The 20,547-nt window shown below is 56.0% G+C and carries 20 protein-coding genes and 1 riboswitch; of the genes, 12 read left to right on the top strand and 8 right to left on the bottom strand.

All coding sequences use genetic code 11. The features are described 5' to 3' along the window. The first annotated feature begins 5 nt into the window (after positions 1-5). A complete protein-coding gene (minD, locus tag EH164_RS09720; RefSeq protein ID WP_124968078.1) occupies positions 6-818 on the top strand; it encodes a septum site-determining protein MinD in 813 nt (270 codons plus the stop codon). A gap of 3 nt (positions 819-821) precedes the next feature. Beyond that, the gene (gene minE, locus EH164_RS09715; protein ID WP_004384978.1) at positions 822-1,088 is read left to right on the top strand and encodes a cell division topological specificity factor MinE; all 267 of its coding nucleotides are present in this window, start codon (positions 822-824) and stop codon (positions 1,086-1,088) included. A gap of 87 nt (positions 1,089-1,175) precedes the next feature. On the opposite strand, the gene rnd is transcribed toward minE, so the two are convergent. From rnd to EH164_RS09690, 5 genes are all read right to left on the bottom strand, one after another. After that, the gene (rnd, locus tag EH164_RS09710; RefSeq protein ID WP_124968077.1) at positions 1,176-2,303 is read right to left on the bottom strand and encodes a ribonuclease D; all 1,128 of its coding nucleotides are present in this window, start codon (positions 2,301-2,303) and stop codon (positions 1,176-1,178) included. A 72-nt stretch (positions 2,304-2,375) separates the two neighbouring features. After that, the gene (gene fadD, locus EH164_RS09705) at positions 2,376-4,061 is read right to left on the bottom strand and encodes a long-chain-fatty-acid--CoA ligase FadD (protein ID WP_124968076.1); all 1,686 of its coding nucleotides are present in this window, start codon (positions 4,059-4,061) and stop codon (positions 2,376-2,378) included. 205 nt (positions 4,062-4,266) lie between these two features. After that, a complete protein-coding gene (locus EH164_RS09700) occupies positions 4,267-4,854 on the bottom strand; it encodes a Slp family lipoprotein (RefSeq protein ID WP_124968075.1) in 588 nt (195 codons plus the stop codon). A 35-nt stretch (positions 4,855-4,889) separates the two neighbouring features. After that, positions 4,890-5,585 (bottom strand): tRNA (adenosine(37)-N6)-threonylcarbamoyltransferase complex dimerization subunit type 1 TsaB, encoded by a 696-nt coding sequence (gene tsaB, locus EH164_RS09695; protein ID WP_124968074.1) that lies wholly within the window; start codon positions 5,583-5,585, stop codon positions 4,890-4,892. Between the two features lie 58 nt (positions 5,586-5,643). Continuing rightward, positions 5,644-7,554 carry an ATP-dependent DNA helicase gene (locus tag EH164_RS09690; protein WP_023480085.1) on the bottom strand — a complete coding sequence of 637 codons (1,911 nt, stop codon included), beginning with the start codon at positions 7,552-7,554 and terminating at the stop codon, positions 5,644-5,646. Positions 7,555-7,666: 112 nt separating this feature from the next. On the opposite strand from EH164_RS09690, the gene EH164_RS09685 reads away from it, so the two are divergent. Beyond that, positions 7,667-8,011: a RidA family protein gene (locus tag EH164_RS09685; RefSeq protein ID WP_023480033.1), complete on the top strand. Its 345-nt coding sequence runs from the start codon at positions 7,667-7,669 to the stop codon at positions 8,009-8,011. Here the strand turns inward: EH164_RS09685 and EH164_RS09680 are convergent, their stop codons facing one another. Continuing rightward, the gene (locus EH164_RS09680; protein ID WP_023480153.1) at positions 8,012-8,200 is read right to left on the bottom strand and encodes a YoaH family protein; all 189 of its coding nucleotides are present in this window, start codon (positions 8,198-8,200) and stop codon (positions 8,012-8,014) included. Between the two features lie 84 nt (positions 8,201-8,284). Here EH164_RS09680 and pabB point away from each other — a divergent pair, with 84 nt between their 5' ends. The 4 genes from pabB (at position 8,285) to EH164_RS09660 (ending at position 13,535) form a co-directional block, all read left to right on the top strand. Next, the gene (pabB, locus tag EH164_RS09675) at positions 8,285-9,634 is read left to right on the top strand and encodes an aminodeoxychorismate synthase component 1 (RefSeq protein ID WP_124968073.1); all 1,350 of its coding nucleotides are present in this window, start codon (positions 8,285-8,287) and stop codon (positions 9,632-9,634) included. A gap of 54 nt (positions 9,635-9,688) precedes the next feature. Continuing rightward, the gene (locus EH164_RS09670) at positions 9,689-10,216 is read left to right on the top strand and encodes a CoA pyrophosphatase (protein WP_370277270.1); all 528 of its coding nucleotides are present in this window, start codon (positions 9,689-9,691) and stop codon (positions 10,214-10,216) included. 175 nt (positions 10,217-10,391) lie between these two features. Continuing rightward, on the top strand, positions 10,392-11,756 hold the full coding sequence (sdaA, locus tag EH164_RS09665; RefSeq protein ID WP_023480167.1) for an L-serine ammonia-lyase: 1,365 nt from the start codon (positions 10,392-10,394) through the stop codon (positions 11,754-11,756). 165 nt (positions 11,757-11,921) lie between these two features. After that, positions 11,922-13,535 (top strand): EAL domain-containing protein, encoded by a 1,614-nt coding sequence (locus tag EH164_RS09660; RefSeq protein ID WP_124968071.1) that lies wholly within the window; start codon positions 11,922-11,924, stop codon positions 13,533-13,535. Here the strand turns inward: EH164_RS09660 and yoaE are convergent. Further along, complete coding sequence (yoaE, locus tag EH164_RS09655) at positions 13,517-15,076, bottom strand: CNNM family cation transport protein YoaE (protein ID WP_023480087.1); 1,560 nt, start codon at positions 15,074-15,076, stop codon at positions 13,517-13,519. The two genes, EH164_RS09660 and yoaE, sit on opposite strands and share 19 nt — an antisense overlap. A gap of 455 nt (positions 15,077-15,531) precedes the next feature. Between yoaE and manX the strand changes: the two genes are divergently transcribed. From manX to mntP, 5 genes are all read left to right on the top strand, one after another. Further along, entirely contained in the window at positions 15,532-16,506 is a 975-nt protein-coding gene (manX, locus tag EH164_RS09650) for a PTS mannose transporter subunit IIAB (RefSeq protein WP_124968070.1), read from the top strand. A 63-nt stretch (positions 16,507-16,569) separates the two neighbouring features. Next, the gene (locus tag EH164_RS09645) at positions 16,570-17,370 is read left to right on the top strand and encodes a PTS mannose/fructose/sorbose transporter subunit IIC (RefSeq protein ID WP_054803641.1); all 801 of its coding nucleotides are present in this window, start codon (positions 16,570-16,572) and stop codon (positions 17,368-17,370) included. 12 nt (positions 17,371-17,382) lie between these two features. Then, the gene (locus EH164_RS09640) at positions 17,383-18,234 is read left to right on the top strand and encodes a PTS mannose transporter subunit IID (RefSeq protein ID WP_023480044.1); all 852 of its coding nucleotides are present in this window, start codon (positions 17,383-17,385) and stop codon (positions 18,232-18,234) included. A 58-nt stretch (positions 18,235-18,292) separates the two neighbouring features. Further along, entirely contained in the window at positions 18,293-18,751 is a 459-nt protein-coding gene (locus EH164_RS09635) for a DUF986 family protein (protein WP_124968069.1), read from the top strand. Positions 18,752-18,947: 196 nt separating this feature from the next. Continuing rightward, positions 18,948-19,122, top strand: a riboswitch (yybP-ykoY riboswitch). A 6-nt stretch (positions 19,123-19,128) separates the two neighbouring features. Continuing rightward, positions 19,129-19,695, top strand: coding sequence for a manganese efflux pump MntP (mntP, locus tag EH164_RS09630; protein WP_124968068.1), 567 nt, complete (start codon positions 19,129-19,131; stop codon positions 19,693-19,695). Here mntP and rlmA read toward each other — a convergent pair. Continuing rightward, complete coding sequence (gene rlmA, locus EH164_RS09625) at positions 19,692-20,507, bottom strand: 23S rRNA (guanine(745)-N(1))-methyltransferase (RefSeq protein ID WP_124968067.1); 816 nt, start codon at positions 20,505-20,507, stop codon at positions 19,692-19,694. The genes mntP and rlmA overlap by 4 nt on opposite strands. Between the last annotated feature and the right edge of the window lie 40 nt (positions 20,508-20,547).

The following is a 20,547-nucleotide window of genomic DNA, read 5'->3' as shown; positions in this document are numbered from 1 at the left end:
CTCCTATGGCACGCATTATTGTTGTTACTTCGGGTAAAGGGGGCGTTGGCAAGACCACCTCCAGCGCGGCCATCGCTACTGGTTTAGCCCAGAAGGGCAAGAAAACGGTCGTTATCGACTTCGATATTGGCCTTCGTAACCTTGACCTGATCATGGGCTGCGAGCGCCGCGTTGTGTACGATTTCGTTAACGTTATCCAGGGCGACGCAACGCTGAATCAGGCGTTGATTAAAGATAAGCGCACTGAAAACCTCTATATTCTCCCGGCATCGCAGACGCGCGACAAAGACGCCCTCACCCGTGAAGGCGTCGATAAGGTATTAGAAGATCTGAAAAAAATGGACTTCGACTTTATCGTCTGCGACTCACCGGCTGGCATCGAAACCGGCGCGCTGATGGCGCTCTACTTCGCCGATGAAGCCATTATCACCACTAACCCCGAAGTATCGTCCGTGCGTGACTCTGACCGTATTCTGGGGATTCTGGCTTCCAAATCACGTCGTGCGGAGAGAGGTGAAGATCCAATTAAAGAGCATCTGCTGCTCACCCGCTACAACCCAGGCCGCGTTAACCGTGGCGACATGTTGAGCATGGAAGATGTGCTGGAAATTCTGCGCATCAAACTGATTGGCGTGATCCCGGAAGATCAGTCTGTTCTGCGGGCCTCCAACCAGGGCGAGCCGGTTATTCTGGATACCAATGCTGACGCAGGTAAAGCGTACGCCGATGCCGTGGAACGTCTGCTGGGAGAAGATCGTCCTTTCCGCTTCATTGAAGAAGAGAAGAAAGGTTTCCTCAAACGCCTGTTCGGAGGATAAGTTATGGCATTACTCGACTTTTTTCTCTCCAGAAAAAAGAATACCGCCAGCATCGCTAAAGAACGCCTGCAGATTATTGTTGCAGAGCGCCGCCGCAGCGACGCTGAACCCCACTATTTGCCGCAGCTGAAGCGCGATATTCTGGAAGTCATCTGTAAATATGTGCAGATCGATCCGGAAATGGTCACGGTACAACTGGAGCAGAAAGGGGACGATATTTCTATTCTGGAGTTGAACGTCACGTTGCCGGAAGCGGAAGAGACGAAATAATCTCCGCAATATGGGCAATAAAAAAAGGCAGAATAAGATTCTGCCTTTTTATTTATCCGCTCAAATATACTGTAATTATTTACAGTCTTATTGCGGATACTCCGCTAATAAAGCATTAAGACGATCGGCCATCAATTCACCGCGCCAGCCGCTGATTAATTCCGGCAGGCTATTTTGCGTCTTCAATTTCCAGTGCCAGTTTAATAACTGATTAATCTGGCGACGCGAAGCCAGCAGCTCAACGCTAATATTTTCGCTTTCACTGATTGCCTGCACCTGCGCTTTAATCGCTTTAAACGCTTTGCGATAGCCGGGCATATCCATCAAATTACGCAGCGGTTCAGGTAGTGATTCTTCCGGCAACTCCTGCGCCTGCGCGACCAGTGCCACCAGGGTTTTACCGTGAAAACGGATTTCGCTGCCGGAGAGACCGAGGCTATCCAGCTCGCCGAGGCTGCCTGGCATATAGCGCGCCACCGCCCAGAGGTGCTCTTCGCGCACCACAAAATTCACCGCCATGTCGCGTTCGCGCGCCTTGCGCAGACGCCAGGATGCCAGCAGTTGCAAACAGGCCAGCTGGCGCGGGCGCAGCTGCCAGGCATTGGTGATTTCGCGCCATGCCTCGTCCGGAGCCAGAACTTCCTGGCGGCGCTGCATCATTAAACGACACTCATCGAGCGCGGCAGCCAGCCTGCCCGCCTGCTCGGTTTCCGCCAGCAGTTTTCCGGCGATAGGCAGCAGATACCAGACATCTGCCGCCGCATAGTCACACTGACGTTCGGTCAGCGGACGCGCCAGCCAGTCGGTGCGGGATTCGCTTTTATCAATCGCCGTTCCGGTAAACTCTTCCACCATCGAGGCAAAGCCCCATGACATCGGACGTCCGCAGAATGCCGCGAGGATCTGCGTATCAATCATCGGCTGCGGCTGCACGCCAAACGTATTGAGGAACACTTCCAGATCTTCGCTTCCCGCATGCAGATACTTGGTGATTGCCGTATTGGTGAGCAGATCGCGAAACGGCGTCCAGTCGGTAATGGTCAGCGGATCGATAAGCGTGACACGCTCGCCGTCATACATCTGCAACAGACCCAGTTGCGGGTAGTACGTGCGGGTGCGGACAAATTCTGTATCGAGGGCAATGGCTGGAAACGCACTGGCGGCTTCACATATCGCTGCCAGCGCGTCGTTCGTCGTTATCATCTGGTAATTCAAATCATTTTCTCTTCAGTTTGCGCCCATAAAAAACGCCGGCTTTAACCGGCGTTCGGGAGGCTAACGGATAGCTCAGGCGTTATTGTCCACTTTGGCACGCGCTTCGTCACGTAATTCTCGTCGCAAAATCTTTCCGACGTTCGATTTCGGCAGCTCCGGGCGGAACTCCACCTGCTTCGGCACCTTATAGCCGGTAAGCTGTCGGCGGCAGAAAGCGATCAGCGCCTCTTCAGTTACGGAAGCCTCTTTTTTCACCACAAACAGCTTCACCGCTTCGCCGCTGTTCGCGGACGGCACGCCAACGGCAGCCACTTCAAGCACGCCGGGGTGCTGCATCACCACATCTTCGATCTCGTTCGGATAGACGTTGAAACCGGAGACCAGAATCATATCTTTTTTGCGATCGACAATGCGCAGGAAGCCCTCGTCATCCATCACTGCAATATCGCCGGTGTGCAGCCAGCCATCACGCAGGATCTCATCGGTTGAATCAGGACGCTGCCAGTAGCCGAGCATCACCTGCGGCCCTTTAATGCAGAGCTCGCCCGGTTCGCCCGGTGCGACTTCGTTGTTGTCGTCATCCACCAGTTTCGCTTCGGTCGACGGCACCGGCAGGCCAATGCTGCCGCTGTGGTAGTCAATGTCGTGCGGGTTGACGCTCACCAACGGCGAGCATTCGGTCAGGCCATACCCTTCGAGCAGATACTGCCCGGTCAGTTTGACCCAACGATCCGCTACTGCCTGCTGCACCGGCATCCCGCCACCGGCGGAAAGATGCAGTGAAGAGAAGTCGAGCTTTCTGAAATCCTCATTATTAAGCAGCGCGTTAAACAGCGTGTTCACGCCGGTCATAGCGGTGAAGGGGTATTTGCCCAGCTCTTTCACCAGCCCCGGAATATCGCGCGGGTTGGTGATCAGCAGGTTCTGCCCGCCCAGTTCGATAAACAGCAGGCAGTTCATGGTCAAGGCAAAGATGTGATAAAGCGGCAGCGCGGTGACCACCAGCTCTTTGCCGCGATGCAGCAACGGCCCGTAAGTGGCGTTCACCTGTTCGAGGTTAGCCAGCATATTACGGTGGGTCAGCATCGCCCCTTTTGCCACGCCGGTTGTGCCGCCGGTGTATTGCAGAAACGCCAGATCTTCGGGTACCAGCTCTGGTTTAACATACTGCATGCGGTAGCCATTTTGCAGCGCGCGGCGAAACGAGATGGCATCCGGCAGATGATATTTCGGCACCAGCCGTTTGATATATTTAACGACAAAGTTGACCACCGTCCCTTTCGCCGTCGAGAGCTGATCGCCCATGCGGGTCAGGATGACGTGCCGCACCTGGGTTTTGTCGACAATCTTCTCCAGCGTGTGGGCGAAGTTGGAGACAATCACAATTGCCGCCGCGCCGCTGTCGTTAAGCTGATGCTCAAGCTCGCGCGGTGTGTAGAGCGGGTTAACGTTTACCACAATCATCCCGGCACGCAAAATCCCGAACAGCGCAACGGGGTACTGCAGCAGGTTCGGCATCATCAGCGCCACGCGATCGCCCTTTTGCAGGCCAAGCCCCTCCTGAAGGTAGGCGGCAAATGCCCGGCTGCGCTCCTCCAGTTTACGGAAGGTCATCACCTCGCCCATGTTGATAAACGCCGGCTGGTCGGCATAACGGGCTGCTGAGTGTTCAAATAATTCAACCAGGGATTGATAACGGTCAGGGTTGATCTCCGCAGGCACATCGGCGGGATAACGATTTAACCAAACCTTTTTCAATGCATCACCTCTAAAATGAGTGTTTGTTGTCATCGCAGCCCCAGTTAATAAACAAGAAATTAACATTATATTAACTCAGCGTACCAGTTTGAAAATTAACCGGACGGAAGGTTGCGAAGCGCGTCACTAATTATTTTTGTCATCTAATACAGGAAACAAAAACAGCGGCCGGGCCGCTGTTTATTTTTCCTGTCAAAACAAGAAATTATTCTGTTACGACCGTTTGTACACGAGCGGGTTCGGGCGGATACCAGCCCCACGGACCGTAACCTGTGCGCCAGGGATAGGCCCCCGGACCGGAGAACCACGGGTCGAGCGGCTGCGGCGGCATCATGATTTGCTGCTGCAAGCGCCAGCGTTTGTAGCCGTTAACCTGCATCACCATGTAGGTGTAGGAGGCGCTGCCCACTTTGCCCGCTTCGGTGCCGGTAATCGGTCCAACCACGGTGACCAGCTGGTTACGAAAATCGACCGGGTCAACAAAGCCTTTGATGTCGGCATAGATTCGCCCGACAGAGGGCTCGCCCAGCACCGGGCGCGCGCCTTCATCCAGCGGGACAGAGGCGATCTCCAGCCGGGTTTTGCCCTGCTGATTGATCACATTGATCACTTTCCCGCCGAAACGCCCCTCCTGGCCGACATAGAGCGTTGGCGCATTCATCACCCGCACTAAATCTTGCTGCGGCGTCGGGCTGGTGCCCTTGATCGCATCGGGCACCGTCACGCACCCACTCAACGCTACCGTTACCAGCCCTGCCAGTAACAGCTGCATAAACCCTTTTTGACCCGCCATCTGCGACCCCTTAACTCAGTTAGTACTACTGAGATTCATTCCCGGCCAGGAAGTTTCTTCCACGCCACTTCGTTACGCAAATAAACCGGTTCCGCCTGTTCAACGGCAACCCATTTCTGCGCGGCAAAAAGCTGGCGCGCGATGGGCAACATATCTTCCGCCGTGGGCAGTAACATCTCGCCGTCGGTCAGCGTAAGAGGACTATTTGCTGCTAATTCAGGCCATGCGCCCCAGCCGGTGCCAACCATTGCCCAGCCGCCATCAAGCTGCTGCAAACGATCGCTTACCGCCTCAGGCTTCAGCACCGCTTCGGTCTCTTCACCGTGCCAGACGCCGTCGGCATCGCGCTGATACTCAGCCCAGTAGACTTCGCCCATGCGGGCATCAATGGCGGCCAGCACGCGGGTCGCGCCGGTTTTACGCCAGGCACCCTGCGCCATCGTCGCCAGCGTCGAGACGCCAATCATCGGCAGCTCCGCGCCGAGCGCCAGGCCCTGAGCGATACCAATACCGATACGCACGCCGGTGAAGCTGCCCGGCCCGCGGCCAAAGGCCAGCGCGTCGAGATCGGTAAGCTTAACATCGGCGTCTGCAAGGGCGGCTCTGACCAGCGGCAGAATGCGTTGTGTATGTTCACGAGGGCAAAGTTCGAAGTGAGCGAAGGTCGTACCGTCATTCCACAGGGCGACAGAACAGGCTTCTGTGGCGGTATCAATAGCCAGAATTCGCATGGGTATAGCAGTCCAGATTCAACAAAATGGCGCGCATCTTACCACACTTCGCGGAAAATTACTCCGCTGCGGGCCGGGCAAGAAACTCCACCGCGCGGCGAATATCGCGCGTGCGCGGTGCCGGCGGCAGGCTGGCGAGAAACACTGCGCCATAGGGGCGCATCACCAGCCGGTTATCGCAAATCACCAGCACGCCGCGATCGTCAATATCGCGGATCAGGCGGCCTACACCCTGCTTGAGGGTAATGACCGCATCCGGGAGTTGCACTTCATCAAAGGGATCGCCGCCGCGCAGACGGCAATCTTCCATCCGCGCTTTCAGCAGCGGATCGTCCGGCGAGGTAAACGGCAGCTTGTCGATGATCACCAGCGAAAGCGTATCGCCGCGCACGTCGACCCCCTCCCAGAAGCTGCTGGTGGCAACCAGCAGTGCGTTACCGGCGTCAACAAACTGTTGCAGCAACTGCCCTTTACTGGTTTCACCCTGCAACAGCACCGGCAGGCTGAGAGTGGCACGGAACTGTTCCGCAAGATCGCGCATCATGGCGTGGGAGGTGCAGAGCATAAAGCAGCGCCCGTTGTTGGCCTCAATCATCGGCCTTAACATCGCCGCCAGCTGGCGCGCAGAGCCGGGCTGGTTGGTCTGCGGCAAATTGCGCGGTACGCAGAGCAGCGCCTGGCGCGGGTAATCGAAGGGGCTCGGCAGCAGCAGCGATTCGGCTTCGTCGATGCCTAACCGCGCGGTGAAGTGATGCAGATCGTCGTTGACCGACAGGGTCGCGGAGGTAAAGATCCAGCTCCCCTTCTTCTCTTTCATCACTTCCTGGAATTTATCGGCGACGGTCAGCGGCGTCAGCGCCAGCGTAAAGTTGCGCGAGGTGCACTCATACCAGTAGCTGAAGCCGGGCTGGTTGAACTCTTTCAGCCGCTTGAGGCGGGCGCGGTAAACCGTGGCGCGCTCGAAGGCGGCGTCCAGCACTGCTGAACGACCGAGGGAGAGTTTCGCCACGTCATAACAGAGTTCAAGGGCGTCATCGAGCAGCAGCAGCGCACGCTGAATCCGCGCATCGGCCAGCAGTTCGCGCAGGTTCCCGCGATAGCCCGGCTCGCCCAGTTGCAGGCGGAAATCCTGCGCGCTTTGCGCCAGCCGGTCGGCGCACTTCTGCAACTGCGCGGTATCGCGTAAATCGGTGCGGTAGGCGATGGTGAAATCTTTTGCCAGATCGAGCAGCTGGCGGCTTGAGAGCGACTGGCCAAAATATTGGCTGGCGATATCGGGCAGCTGGTGCGCTTCGTCAAAGATCATCACCTCAGCTTCCGGGATCAGCTCACCGAAACCGCTCTCTTTCACCACCATGTCGGCGAGAAAAAGGTGGTGGTTGACGACGACAACGTCGGCTTCCATCGCTTTTTTACGCGCCTTCACCACGAAGCACTCTTTGTACATCGGGCAGTCGCTGCCCAGACAGTTATCGTTGGTGCTGGTGACCAGCGGCCAGGCGGCGGAATCTTCAGCCACGCTAACGCAGGTGCTGATATCGCCATCTTTGGTCTGGTTAGACCAGGAGCGCAGGAGAATGACATCGCTCAGCGTCTGCACCGGCAGATCGCCACCGGCAATCGCTTGCTGTTCGAGACGCTCGATACAGAGGTAGTTTGAACGGCCTTTGAGCAGCGCCGTGCGCCCGGTGTACTCCAGCGCTTTTGAGACGGTGGGCAGATCGCGGCTATAGAGCTGATCCTGCAAGGCTTTCGAACCGGTGGAGATGATCACTTTTTTCCCGGCGCGCAGCGCGGGCGCAAGGTAGGCGTAGGTTTTACCGGTTCCGGTCCCCGCTTCCACCACCAGCGGCTGCGTTTTTTCAATCGCTTCGGTCACGGCGTAAGCCATCTGGCGCTGCGGTTCGCGCGGTTTAAATCCCGGTATCGCTTTGGCAAGCTGGCCGTCTGTTGCAAAATCGTCCGTCACACTACCCCCTGGTTAAATCGCCAGTGATTATGTCAGGGTGCGCGGATTTACGCCAGCCAGGTTTTTGTGGCACTCTTCCCGGCGAATCTATGTAACCAGGAAGGAAAAGGTGATGACAATTGTGCGTATTGACGCGGAAGCCCGCTGGTCTGATGTGGTGATCCATAACCAGACGCTTTACTACACTGGCGTGCCGGAAAACCTCGACGCCGACGCCTTTGAGCAGACGGCTAACACGCTGGCGCAGATTGACGCGGTGCTTGAAAAACAGGGCAGCGATAAGTCACGGATCCTCGACGCCACTATTTTTCTTGCCGATAGCGATGATTTTGCAGCGATGAATAAGGCCTGGGATGCGTGGGTGGTGGCGGGCCATGCACCGGTGCGCTGCACCGTGCAGGCGAAGCTGATGAATCCGCGTTATAAAGTTGAGATCAAGATTATCGCGGCGGTGTAATTACTCCTCCTCGTCTTCCTCATCTTCAAAGCGCGCCACGATCCGCTCGCCGGTATGGCTGGCGCGCAGCTCTTGCGCCACGAGAGTAATGGCCTCGCCGCTGCTCATGCCGCCGGCCATAAGTTCCTGAATACGTTCGACTGCTTTCTGCTGCTGTTCGTGACTGAGGGCGGGTAATCCTGCAAACATGGTCAACTCCTGATAAATTATCGGCGCTAATTATTCCACGCGTCTGTGCACTAAGCCAGCGAAGACGCTCAAGAGCCAGGAATCATGAAACAGTTAACGCCTGCCCAACTCTCGCTTCCGTGGCGCCGCGACGCCGCCGAGTTCTATTTCGCGCAGCTCAGCGCGCAGCCGTGGGCGATGCTGCTCCATTCGGGGCATGCCGATCATCCCCATAACCGTTTTGATATTTTAGTCGCCGATCCGCTCACCACACTGACAACGCAGGGCGATATCACTTATCAGGATGGACGCGCGTCGCAAGGCGATCCGCTTGAACTCTTGCAACAGGCGCTGGATGCGTGCGGTCTGCATGCTGAACCCACGAATGATCTCCCTTTCCAGGGCGGTGCGCTGGGCCTGTTTGGTTATGATTTAGGCCGCCGTTTTGAAAAACTGCCCTCACTGGCCGCAAAGGATATTGCCATCCCCGATATGGCGGTCGGTATCTATGACTGGGCGCTGATTGTTGACCACACATTACAGCGCGTAACGCTGTTGAGTCACGGAGATGTCAATGCGCGCCTGGCCTGGCTTGAGGCGCAGAGCGCGCCGCCACAGCCCGGGTTTGGCTTAACCTCCTCCTGGCAGGCCAATATGAGCCGTGCGGAGTATGGCGAAAAGTTTCGCCAGGTTCAGGCGTGGCTGCGCAGCGGCGACTGCTATCAGGTCAACCTCGCACAACGTTTTCAGGCGAGTTATAGCGGCGATGAGTGGCAGGCGTTTGTGCGCCTGAATGGTGAGAATCGCGCGCCGTTTAGCGCCTTCCTGCGTTTGCCGCAGGGGGCGATCCTCAGCCTGTCGCCGGAGCGTTTTATTCGCCTGACGGGTGATGAGATTGAAACCCGCCCGATTAAAGGCACGCTGCCGCGTCTTGCGGATCCGCAAGCAGATGCTGAGCAGGCTGCCCGACTTGCCGCCTCGCCAAAAGATCGCGCCGAGAATGTGATGATTGTCGATCTGATGCGCAACGATATCGGTCGCGTAGCGGTGCCGGGTTCGGTGCGGGTGCCGGAGCTGTTTGTGGTGGAACCCTTCCCGGCGGTTCATCACCTGGTGAGCACCGTGACGGCGAAGCTGCCGCCCGGGCGACACGCCAGCGATCTGCTGCGCGCGGCGTTTCCCGGCGGGTCGATCACCGGTGCGCCGAAAGTGCGGGCAATGGCGATTATCGATGAACTGGAGCCGCACCGCCGCAATGCCTGGTGTGGCAGCATTGGCTACCTCAGCGTTTGCGGCAATATGGACACCAGCATCACCATCCGTACCGTTACCGCCTGTGAAGGGCAACTCTACTGCTCCGCGGGCGGCGGAATTGTCGCCGACAGCGACGAGGATGCGGAATATCAGGAAACCTTTGATAAAGTTAACCGTATCCTGCGGCAACTTGAGAGGTAATTCGTGGAGCAACCGGTGTTAACTCTGGATAACTTTTTATCGCGCTTTCAACTGATGCGCCCGCAGCTTAATGCCGCCACCCTGAATGCGCGCCAGGCAGCGGTGCTGGTGCCAATTGTGCGGCGTGAAGAGCCGGGCCTGCTACTGACGCAGCGCTCAGCCATGTTGCGAAAACATGCCGGCCAGGTCGCCTTTCCCGGCGGCGCGGTCGACAGCACCGACGCCTCGCTTATCGCCGCCGCGCTGCGTGAAGCGCAGGAAGAGGTGGCTATCCCGCCAGAATCGGTTGAAGTGATTGGCGTCCTGCCGCCGGTGGATAGCGTGACCGGCTTTCAGGTTACGCCAGTGGTCGGCATTATTCCGCCGGATCTCCCCTGGCGCGCCAGCGAAGATGAAGTGGCGGCGGTGTTTGAAATGCCGCTTGCCGAAGCGTTGCGGCTTGGGCGTTATCATCCGCTGGATGTGCATCGCCACGGCAATGCCCACCGGGTATGGTTATCCTGGTATCAGCATTATTTTGTCTGGGGCATGACGGCGGGAATTATCCGCTCGCTGGCGCTGCAAATCGGCGTGCGGCCATAAGCGCTATACTCTGTTTTGCGCACTTTGTGACGGCGCACTCGCTATTAGTTTAATAGAGGCCAGCGATTAGTTTAATTCATGTGAATAGTTAACCTGCTGGCACCCTTCCCTCTTACACTATGCGCAGTTATTACATCGTTACTGGAAACCCAGTAACCCTGTCAGGAGTGTAAATGTGATTAGTCTATTCGACATGTTCAAAGTGGGAATTGGTCCCTCCTCTTCCCACACTGTTGGCCCGATGAAGGCCGGGAAGCAGTTCGTCGATGATCTGGTCGAAAAAGGATTGCTGGAAAACACCACCCGCGTTGTGGTGGATGTTTACGGCTCACTCTCCCTTACCGGGAAAGGACACCATACCGATATCGCCATTATTATGGGTCTGGCAGGCAACGAGCCGGCCACTGTCGATATTGATGCGATCCCCGGTTTTATCCGCGATGTGGAAAACCGTGGGCGCTTGCTGCTGGCACAGGGTCGCCATGAAGTCGACTTCCCGCAGAATGATGGCATGCGTTTTCACAGCGATAACCTGTCGCTGCACGAAAACGGCATGCGCATTACCGCCCTGAACGGCGATGACGCCGTATACAGCAAAACCTACTACTCCATCGGCGGCGGCTTTATTGTTGATGAAGAGCATTTTGGCAAAGAGACGCTCGATTCTGTTTCTGTGCCTTACCCGTTCAACTCTGCGACGCAGATGCTGGAGTACTGCAAACAGACCGGGCTTTCTCTCTCCGGGATGGTGATGCAGAACGAACTGGCGCTGCACTCGAAAAAAGAGATTGAAGAGTACTTCGCCAACGTCTGGACCACCATGCGCGCCTGTATCGATCGCGGCATGAACACCGAAGGCGTGTTGCCGGGTCCGCTGCGCGTGCCGCGTCGTGCTTCAGCCCTGCGCCGTTTGCTGGTCTCCAGCGATAAGCTCTCCAACGATCCGATGATCGTCGTGGACTGGGTGAACATGTTTGCGCTGGCGGTTAACGAAGAGAATGCGGCGGGCGGTCGCGTTGTGACGGCTCCGACCAATGGTGCCTGCGGTATCGTGCCGGCGGTGCTGGCTTACTATGACCACTTTATTGAGTCCGTCAGCCCGGATATCTATATTCGCTACTTCCTCGCTGCCGGGGCGATTGGTGCGCTCTATAAAATGAACGCCTCCATTTCCGGTGCGGAAGTGGGCTGCCAGGGCGAAGTGGGCGTTGCCTGCTCGATGGCGGCGGCAGGTCTGGCTGAACTGCTGGGTGCAAGTCCGGAGCAGGTTTGCGTTGCCGCAGAGATTGGTATGGAGCACAACCTCGGTCTGACCTGCGATCCGGTTGCCGGCCAGGTGCAGGTTCCCTGCATTGAGCGTAACGCCATTGCCTCGGTAAAAGCGATTAACGCCGCGCGGATGGCGATGCGCCGCACCAGCGCGCCGCGCGTCTCTCTCGACAAGGTTATCGAAACCATGTACGAGACCGGGAAAGATATGAACGCCAAGTACCGTGAAACCTCGCGCGGTGGTCTGGCGATCAAAGTGCAGTGCGACTAAACTCAACGCTCTCAGCGCCGTTCAACCGAACGGCGTTTTTTTTACCCGCTACGCCACAGATCAAGAATATTCCCCGCCGTTTGTGCATAAGCTGAGCAATTCCCCGCTACACTTCAACTGTGCTGGCATGGCAATCAGGCCAGGGATATTAAAGGCGATCGGCGCATGCAAACGGCTCAGCGGATCATTAAAAGCTATCGACAGCGGCGCGCGACGGTCTGCGTGCTGGCGGGCATTGTCGCGCTGATATTGACCCTCGCCTTTCGCTTTGTTTCCGAGCGCAACCTCAACCAGCAGCGCGTCGCCTCTTTTACCCATCATGCAGTAGTAAATTTTGATCGCCTGCTGCTACCGCTGGAATCGACCCGTAAGATGGTTTCGCCGCTGGTCGGCAAATCCTGTGACGGGGTGCATCTGCAACTGCGCAAAATCGCCGCCAGTCTGCAGACGGTGCGCTCCATTACGCTGGTCCACGATGGGATCCTCTACTGCTCGAGCATCTTTGGCGATCGTCATGTTCCAGTCCATCAGTTGCAACCGAGCTTGCCGGCAAAAACCACGCTGCTGGTCCTCTCCACGGACCAATCCCTGCTGAAAGATCGCCCGGTGCTGATCGTCTGGTTCCCCACCGCCGCTGACGGTCAGAGCGGCGTGATGGAAGTGGTCAATATTGAACTGCTGAGCCGCTTAATGCTCGAGCCGCAGCCGCCGCTCATCACCCGCGTTGCACTCTCCGTTGCCGGGCGGCATCTGGTACAGGGAAAAGGTCTGCTGGAAAGCTTACCGCTGGCCGAAAATGAGAAGCGCTATCAGCGTACCTCGCAATTCTTCCCTCTTTCAGTGAGCGTGAGCGGCCCGGGTGCAACGCGGCTGGCACTGCAACACCTGCCTTCACAGCTGCCGCTGGCGCTGATGATTGCGCTATTAACCAGCGTGATTACCTGGTTTACCACCGCCAGCCGTATGAGCTTCGCCCGCGAGATTAACCTTGGCTTAACTGGCCGCGAATTTGCGCTCTTCTGCCAGCCGGTACTGCATGCCCAGAGCCTGAAGTGCGTCGGCGTGGAGATCCTGCTGCGCTGGCACAACCCGCGCCAGGGCGCGATTTCGCCGGAGGTGTTTATTCCTATCGCCGAGGCGCAGCACCTGATCGCCCCGCTGACCCGCTATGTGCTGACTGAGGTGCAGGCGCACCGCCACCTTTTTCCGGACGACGCCCACTTTCATATCGGCATTAATGCCGCGCCCAGCCATCTGCGTGATGGCGAGTTACTGAAAGATCTGCACCGGTTGTGGTTTGTGCACCATCCGGTTCAGCAGTTGATCATTGAGTTGACCGAGCGTGATGCGCTACAGGATGTGGATCCGCGCATGATGCGTGAGCTGCATCATAACGGCGTGAAGATCGCGATTGATGATTTCGGCACCGGCAATAGCTCGCTGAGCTGGCTGGAGAAGCTGCAACCGGACATTCTGAAAATCGACAAATCCTATACCGCGGCGATCGGCACTGATGCGGTGAACTCCAGGGTGACCGATATTATTATCGCGCTCGCGCAGCGGCTGGATATTGAACTGGTGGCGGAAGGGGTGGAAACCCCGCAGCAGGCGCAATATTTGCGTCAGCAGGGGGTTCAGTCACTGCAGGGATATCTCTTTGCACAGCCGATGCCTATTGAGAATTTCCCGGCGTGGTTAGCCGGGAATGCGACGCCAGCCGCGCAGAACGACCGGCTGGCACCACTGATGACGATTGAGGATCACTCCTCTTCGTCGTGAGCTGGTTGCTCTTTAACAATACGCACCAGATCGACCCGGTAGTCGTTCGCTTCCATCACGGTGATATGCAGCGGCGCAATGGCAAAAGTTTCGCCCACCGGCGGGATCTGCCCGCGCGCGGCAATGACAAGGCCTGCAACGGTAGCGATATCTTCCTCTTCATTGACGAAGTTATCGAGATCCAGCGTGTGTTGCAGCGCGTGCAGGTCGGTGGTGCCCTTCACCAGCCAACCGTCGCCGTCGGCAATGATCTCCGGGGTTTCATCCGCATCAGGGAACTCACCGGCAATCGCCTCCAGCACGTCCAGCGGCGTCACCAGCCCCTGCACGACACCAAACTCATTGGTAACAATCACGAAGCTGCCGCGCGCGCGGCGTAATACAGCCAGCAGCTTGATCGGATCGAGGGTTTCCGGCACCACAATCGCCGGGGATTCAGATGCAATCGCGGCAACATCGACGCCCTCCTCCAGCGATACCAGCAGCTCTTTGGCGCGCACAATACCGATCACTTCATCCAGTTCACCACGGCAGACCGGGAAAAGGCTGTGCGGGGAGGAGAGCAGTTGCTGGCGGATCTCATCAACGCTCAGGTTGGCATCCACCCAGCTGATATCACCGCGCGGCGTCATAATGCTGCGCAGGGAACGGGAAGCCAGCGTCAACACGCCGTTGATCATATAGCGCTCCTCTTCCGCAAACGCGCCTTCCGGCACCGTTACCGAAGCATCGCTGTCCGTCTCGGTTTGCGTCGTATTCTGACGACGACCGCCCATCAGACGCACAATCGCATCTGCGGTGCGCGCACGCAGCGGCAGGCGCGACTGGTTGCGCAGAAAGTTACGGCGCGCAACCTGGTTAAAGAACTCAATGATGATTGAGAAGCCAATCGCGGCGTAGAGGTAGCCTTTCGGAATATGGAAGCCAAAGCCCTCTGCGACCAGGCTCAGACCAATCATCAGCAGGAAGCTCAGACAGAGCACCACGACCGTCGGATGCTGGTTCACAAACCTGGTCAACGGCTTCGAGGCCAGCAGCATTACCGCCATGGCGATCACTACCGCCGCCATCATCACCGGCAGGTGATTGACCATACCGACTGCGGTGATCACCGCATCGAGTGAGAAGACCGCATCGAGAATAACGATCTGCGTCACTACTACCCAAAAGCTGGCGTAGCCTTTGCCGTGCCCGCCATCGTGATCGCGGTTTTCCAGCCGTTCATGAAGCTCCGTGGTGGCCTTAAACAGTAAGAAAATACCGCCCAGCAGCATGATTAAATCACGGCCGGAGAAGGTAAGGTTCCACACAGAGAAGAGTGGCTGGGTGAGCGTGACCATCCATGAGATCAACGACAGCAGGCCAAGTCGCATCACCAGCGCCAGCGACAGACCGATCAAACGTGCTTTATCGCGCTGCTTCGGCGGCAGTTTATCTGCAAGAATGGCGATAAAGACCAGGTTATCGATACCCAGCACGATTTCCAGTACAACCAGCGTCAACAAACCGATCCAAATCTGCGGATCCATTAAGAATTCCATGACAGGCTCCTGTTCAGGAAAACAGTAGACGGCGCGCGAAAATGCGCAGGCGTGATGACATTGACTCTATTTGAAAGGGGGTGAAATTCACCGGAATGCGTGGCGCGGGACGGCCAAAAAGTGAACTGACGTCGGTGACGATCCATACGATGGGCTACTGCCCTTTACTCCTGGTAACTTAAACGGAGGTTAAACATAGCAAAGAGCCTGGGTAGCTGGCAAAGATTTACCAGACTTTGCAAAATGTATGGATATTTTGCGCTACAAAATTTCATTTTCATGAAACCTAAATTACGGATCTTCATCACATAAATTATTTTTTCACTCTCTAAAATAATTCGCGAAAGTTCCTAAACTTCTCTTTGAGTTTATCTCTGAATCGATTCGCTTTTTTGGTGCCGATTCACAATACATCCATCGCGTGGATGTTAACGACAAGAATAAGGAGGTAGCAAGTGACTATTGCTATTGTTATAGGCACACATGGTTGGGCGGCAGAACAACTGCTTAAAACCGCCGAGATGCTGCTCGGCGAGCAGGAGAATGTCGGATGGATCGATTTTGTTCCCGGCGAGAATGCGGAAACACTGATCGAAAAGTATCAGGCGCAGCTGGCAAAGCTGGATACTAATCAGGGCGTGCTGTTTCTCGTTGATACATGGGGTGGCAGCCCGTTTAACGCCGCCAGCCGCATTGTCGTCGATAAAGAGCATTATGAAGTGATCGCCGGCGTCAACATTCCGATGCTGGTCGAAACTCTGATGGCGCGTGATGACAACCCAACCTTCGATGAGCTGGTAGCGCTGGCCGTCGAGACCGGACGTGAAGGCGTGAAGGCGCTGAAAGCGCAGCCGGTGGAAAAACCCGCTCCCGCTGCGGTTCAGCCGACGGCAGCTCCGAAAGTCGCTACCCCCGCGAAACCGATGGGCCCGAACGATTACATGGTCATCGGCCTGGCGCGTATTGATGACCGCTTAATCCACGGCCAGGTCGCTACTCGCTGGACGAAAGAGACCAACGTCAACCGCATTATTGTTGTCAGCGATGAGGTGGCCGCAGATAACGTGCGCAAAACGCTGCTGACGCAGGTCGCACCGCCGGGCGTAACGGCTCACGTTGTCGACGTCGCAAAAATGATCCGCGTTTATAACAACCCGAAATATGCCGGTGAACGCGTAATGCTGCTCTTCACCAACCCTACCGATGTCGAGCGCATCGTCGAGGGCGGCGTGAAAATTACCTCGGTTAATATTGGCGGTATGGCCTATCGTCAGGGCAAAACCCAGGTAAACAATGCTGTTTCCGTCGATGAGAAAGATATTGAGGCGTTTCGCAAACTCAACGATCGCGGCATTGAGCTGGAAGTCCGTAAAGTTTCAAACGATCCGAAACTGAAAATGATGGATTTGATCAGCAAAGTGGCGAAGTAACCGCGACGACCTGATTGACTCAGTTTTCACACTTACGTCTGATTTAGCTATAGGAGAAGTACAATGGAGATTACCACTCTTCAGATTGTGCTGGTGTTCGTCGTCGCATGTATTGCCGGTATGGAGTCGATACTTGACGAGTTCCAGTTCCACCGTCCGTTGGTGGCATGTACGTTAGTCGGTATCGTTCTGGGTGATATGAAAACCGGTATCATCATCGGCGGTACGCTTGAGATGATCGCGCTTGGCTGGATGAATATCGGTGCGGCGGTCGCGCCGGATGCCGCGCTGGCGTCGATTATTTCCACCATTCTGGTTATCGGCGGCCATCAGAGTATTGGTGCCGGTATCGCGCTGGCGATCCCGCTGGCAGCGGCAGGCCAGGTGCTGACCATTATCGTGCGTACCATTACCGTTGGTTTCCAGCACGCGGCAGATAAAGCCGCAGATAACGGTAACCTTACCGCCCTCTCCTGGATCCACGTCTCCTCCCTGTTCCTGCAAGCGATGCGTATCGCCATCCCGGCGGTGATTGTGGCTATCTCTGTCGGTACCAGCGAAGTGCAGAACATGCTCAACGCCATTCCGGAAGTGGTGACCAGCGGTCTGAATATCGCCGGTGGCATGATCGTGGTGGTCGGTTATGCGATGGTCATCAATATGATGCGCGCAGGCTATCTGATGCCGTTCTTCTACCTCGGCTTCGTGACCGCGGCCTTTACCAACTTCAACCTTGTTTCGCTGGGTGTGATCGGTGCCGTTATGGCCATTCTCTACATTCAGCTTAGCCCGAAATATAACCGCACTGCAGGCGGCGCTGCACCAGCGGCTGGTGCCAACGATCTTGATAACGAACTGGATTAACAGGTGAACGACATGGTTGATATGACGAAAACTCCGACTGAGAAAAAGCTCACCCAGAGTGATATTCGCAGCGTGTTCCTGCGTTCTAACCTCTTCCAGGGCTCGTGGAACTTCGAACGTATGCAGGCACTCGGCTTCTGCTTCTCGATGGTACCGGCGATTAAACGCCTCTATCCGGAAAATAACGAAGCCCGCCGCCAGGCGATTAAACGTCACCTGGAGTTCTTTAACACCCATCCTTACGTTGCCGCGCCGGTGCTTGGCGTGACGCTGGCAATGGAAGAGCAGCGTGCGAACGGCGCAGAGATTGACGATGGTGCCATTAACGGTATCAAAGTGGGTCTGATGGGGCCGCTGGCAGGCGTTGGCGACCCGATTTTCTGGGGTACCGTACGTCCGGTGTTTGCAGCCCTCGGTGCCGGGATCGCTATGAGCGGCAGCCTGCTCGGCCCACTGCTCTTCTTCTTCCTCTTTAATATCGTGCGTCTTGCCACCCGTTATTACGGTGTTGCGTACGGTTATCGCAAAGGGATCGATATCGTTAAAGATATGGGCGGTGGTTTCCTGCAAAAACTGACCGAGGGGGCGTCAATTCTCGGCCTGTTTGTGATGGGGGCGCTGGTCAACAAGTGGACGCACGTCAATATTCCGCTGGTGGTATCGGAAATTACCGACCAGACCGGGAAAACCACGGTGACCACGGTGCAGACTATCCTCGACCAGCTGATGCCGGGTCTGGTGCCGCTGCTGCTGACCTTCGCCTGTATGTGGCTGCTGCGTAAAAAAGTGAACCCACTGTGGATCATTGTCGGCTTCTTTGTGATTGGGATTGTCGGCTACGCTATCGGCCTGCTGGGTCTTTAAACGAGGTTGTCATAACCGGGGGCGTGATTGCCCCCGGTTTTTTATTTAAGGAGATGAGATGACGATTACGGATAGCGTGCTGCTGCTGTTTGTCGCTGCCCTGCTGGCTTTTGCGCTGTATGACGAGGTGGTGATGCCCCGTCGCAAAGGCGAAACGTTGCTCACCGTTCCGCTGCTGCGCAGAAGCCGTACCGATGGTGCCATTTTTGTCGGCCTGCTGGTTATTCTGATTTATAACAACAGCGTCAACGGTGGTTCATCATTAACCATGTGGTTATTATTTGCGCTGGCGCTGCTGGGTATTTACCTTTTTTGGATCCGCGCCCCGAAAGCCATCTTTAAATCACAGGGTTTCTTCTTTGCTAATGCATGGATTGAATATAACCGTATTAAAGAGATGAATTTATCGGAGGATGGCGTACTGGTAATGCAATTAGAGCAGCAACGATTACTCATCCGTGTACGAAATATAGACGACCTCGAAAAAATCTACAGAGTAATGGTTAAAACTCAATAAGTTAAACAATACCCTTCTCGATTTACCCTGCACAAAAAAGAGGCTTTAATATAGCCTCTGCTATATTTCCTGTAAGAAATTACCTATGTTTATTAACGTTATTTTCACGTCGTAAGCTAAATGACAATCGTTATCGGCGGGCTCCGCCATGAATATTCTTCTGCTGTTGTTTTATATTCTAAAAATATGGTAAGGTGCGTCCGTCGTTGGGGAGTAGCCGATTTCCGCCGTGCGGAAATGTACGTGTCAACATACTCGTTGCAAAACGTGGCACGTACGGACTGAACATTTTCAGTCAGGCGAGACCATTGACACACCAACTGCTGTTTACTGGGGGCAGTGGTGTGTTATATGGAACTCCCGGTCAGGACGCACAGATGAATTTATCCGCCACCCTGCTTCTCGCCTTTGGTATGTCGATGGACGCGTTCGCCGCTTCTATCGGTAAAGGTGCGACGCTCCGCAATCCTAAATTTTCCGACGCCCTGCGCACTGGTCTTATCTTTGGCGCGATTGAAACCTTAACCCCTTTGCTGGGCTGGGGTCTCGGCATGCTCGCCTCACAATTTGTCCTCGAGTGGAATCACTGGATAGCGTTCGTGCTGCTGGCGTTTCTTGGCAGCAGAATGGTGCTGGAAGGCGTACGCGGTAATGATGATTGCGACGCGGAAATGCCGCACCGCCACGGTTTCTGGTTGCTGGTCACCACCGCAATTGCCACCAGCCTGGATGCAATGGCCGTTGGCGTCGGGCTCGCATTCCTGCAGGTCAATATTCTCACTACCGCGCTGGCAATTGGCTGCGCTACGCTTATCATGTCGACCCTTGGCATGATGGTAGGCCGTTTTATCGGCCCGCTACTCGGCAAACGCGCCGAGATCCTCGGCGGCGTCGTGCTTATTAGTATCGGCGTGCAGATCCTCTACAGCCACTTTGCCGGCTAGCTTTCCCGGCGTAAGCAGTGAATGGTGAAATCCGTCTGGCAGCGAAATGTTTTAGTCGCTGCCAGCTGTTGCCACACTTCCGGCTTTGCCCGCCAGGCAAACGGCGTCATTTGCAGGAGCGCAACCGCCTCTTCGCCGGTCAGCTCCATCTCATAAGCGAGTGACTGTTCGGAAATAAGCGTAAACCCTTCGATCTCACCGCTGTTTGGCGCGTGCAGCTGCACCTCATCATAAATAAGCCCCTTTAGCTCCATTAAATGGCGCGGCCCGGGTGCGGCGGTGATCACCACGCCCTGCGGTTTCATCACACGGGCCAGTTCCTGCGCTTTACAGGGTGCATAAATGCGCACCAGCCCATCAATGCTGTTATCGTCAAAGGGCAAGCGGTGGCTGGAGGCGACACAAAACATCACCTGCGGATAGCGTTTTGCTGCTGCGCGAATCGCCGCTTTCGAGACATCGAGACCTACAGTTTGCGCGCCGCACGCGCGGCCTACCCCGGCAAATGCCTGCGTGTAGTACCCTTCCCCACAGCCGATATCAAGCAGCGCTGTCGCCTCTGCTGGCAACGTCTCTTCAAACAGGCTGCATATTTTATCGCGCAGCGGCTGATAGTGTCCGGCGTCAAGAAATGCACGGCGCGCCTGCATCATTTCAGCGTTATCACCGGGATCGCGCGAGCGTTTATGCTGGACGGGTAATAGATTGACGTAACCCTCTTTGGCGATATCGAACTGATGCCGCTGCGGACAGATAAATGCACGCTCGTGGCGGCTTAACGGTGCGTGGCAAAGGGGGCAACTGAATGGCATAAACACTCCGGGGAGACAGACTTTTTCAAAGGGCGAAGTG

Source organism: Kosakonia sp. CCTCC M2018092, assembly GCF_003864115.1.
Taxonomy (GTDB): Bacteria; Pseudomonadota; Gammaproteobacteria; order Enterobacterales; family Enterobacteriaceae; genus Kosakonia; species Kosakonia cowanii.
This window is presented reverse-complemented; position numbering and strand designations above follow the sequence as displayed.

Excerpts from the sequence above, each read along its gene's own strand:
- EH164_RS09660 (WP_124968071.1), top strand. The coding sequence starts at position 11,922 with ATGCAAACGGCTCAGCGGATCATTAAAAGCTATCGACAGCGGCGCGCG.
- rlmA (WP_124968067.1), bottom strand. The coding sequence starts at position 20,507 with ATGCCATTCAGTTGCCCCCTTTGCCACGCACCGTTAAGCCGCCACGAG.
- minE (WP_004384978.1), top strand. The coding sequence starts at position 822 with ATGGCATTACTCGACTTTTTTCTCTCCAGAAAAAAGAATACCGCCAGC.
- EH164_RS09645 (WP_054803641.1), top strand. The coding sequence starts at position 16,570 with ATGGAGATTACCACTCTTCAGATTGTGCTGGTGTTCGTCGTCGCATGT.
- mntP (WP_124968068.1), top strand. The coding sequence starts at position 19,129 with ATGAATTTATCCGCCACCCTGCTTCTCGCCTTTGGTATGTCGATGGAC.
- EH164_RS09670 (WP_370277270.1), top strand. The coding sequence starts at position 9,689 with ATGCGCCCGCAGCTTAATGCCGCCACCCTGAATGCGCGCCAGGCAGCG.
- minD (WP_124968078.1), top strand. The coding sequence starts at position 6 with ATGGCACGCATTATTGTTGTTACTTCGGGTAAAGGGGGCGTTGGCAAG.
- EH164_RS09700 (WP_124968075.1), bottom strand. The coding sequence starts at position 4,854 with ATGGCGGGTCAAAAAGGGTTTATGCAGCTGTTACTGGCAGGGCTGGTA.
- EH164_RS09635 (WP_124968069.1), top strand. The coding sequence starts at position 18,293 with ATGACGATTACGGATAGCGTGCTGCTGCTGTTTGTCGCTGCCCTGCTG.
- yoaE (WP_023480087.1), bottom strand. The coding sequence starts at position 15,076 with ATGGAATTCTTAATGGATCCGCAGATTTGGATCGGTTTGTTGACGCTG.
- tsaB (WP_124968074.1), bottom strand. The coding sequence starts at position 5,585 with ATGCGAATTCTGGCTATTGATACCGCCACAGAAGCCTGTTCTGTCGCC.
- EH164_RS09640 (WP_023480044.1), top strand. The coding sequence starts at position 17,383 with ATGGTTGATATGACGAAAACTCCGACTGAGAAAAAGCTCACCCAGAGT.
- pabB (WP_124968073.1), top strand. The coding sequence starts at position 8,285 with ATGAAACAGTTAACGCCTGCCCAACTCTCGCTTCCGTGGCGCCGCGAC.
- EH164_RS09680 (WP_023480153.1), bottom strand. The coding sequence starts at position 8,200 with ATGTTTGCAGGATTACCCGCCCTCAGTCACGAACAGCAGCAGAAAGCA.
- EH164_RS09685 (WP_023480033.1), top strand. The coding sequence starts at position 7,667 with ATGACAATTGTGCGTATTGACGCGGAAGCCCGCTGGTCTGATGTGGTG.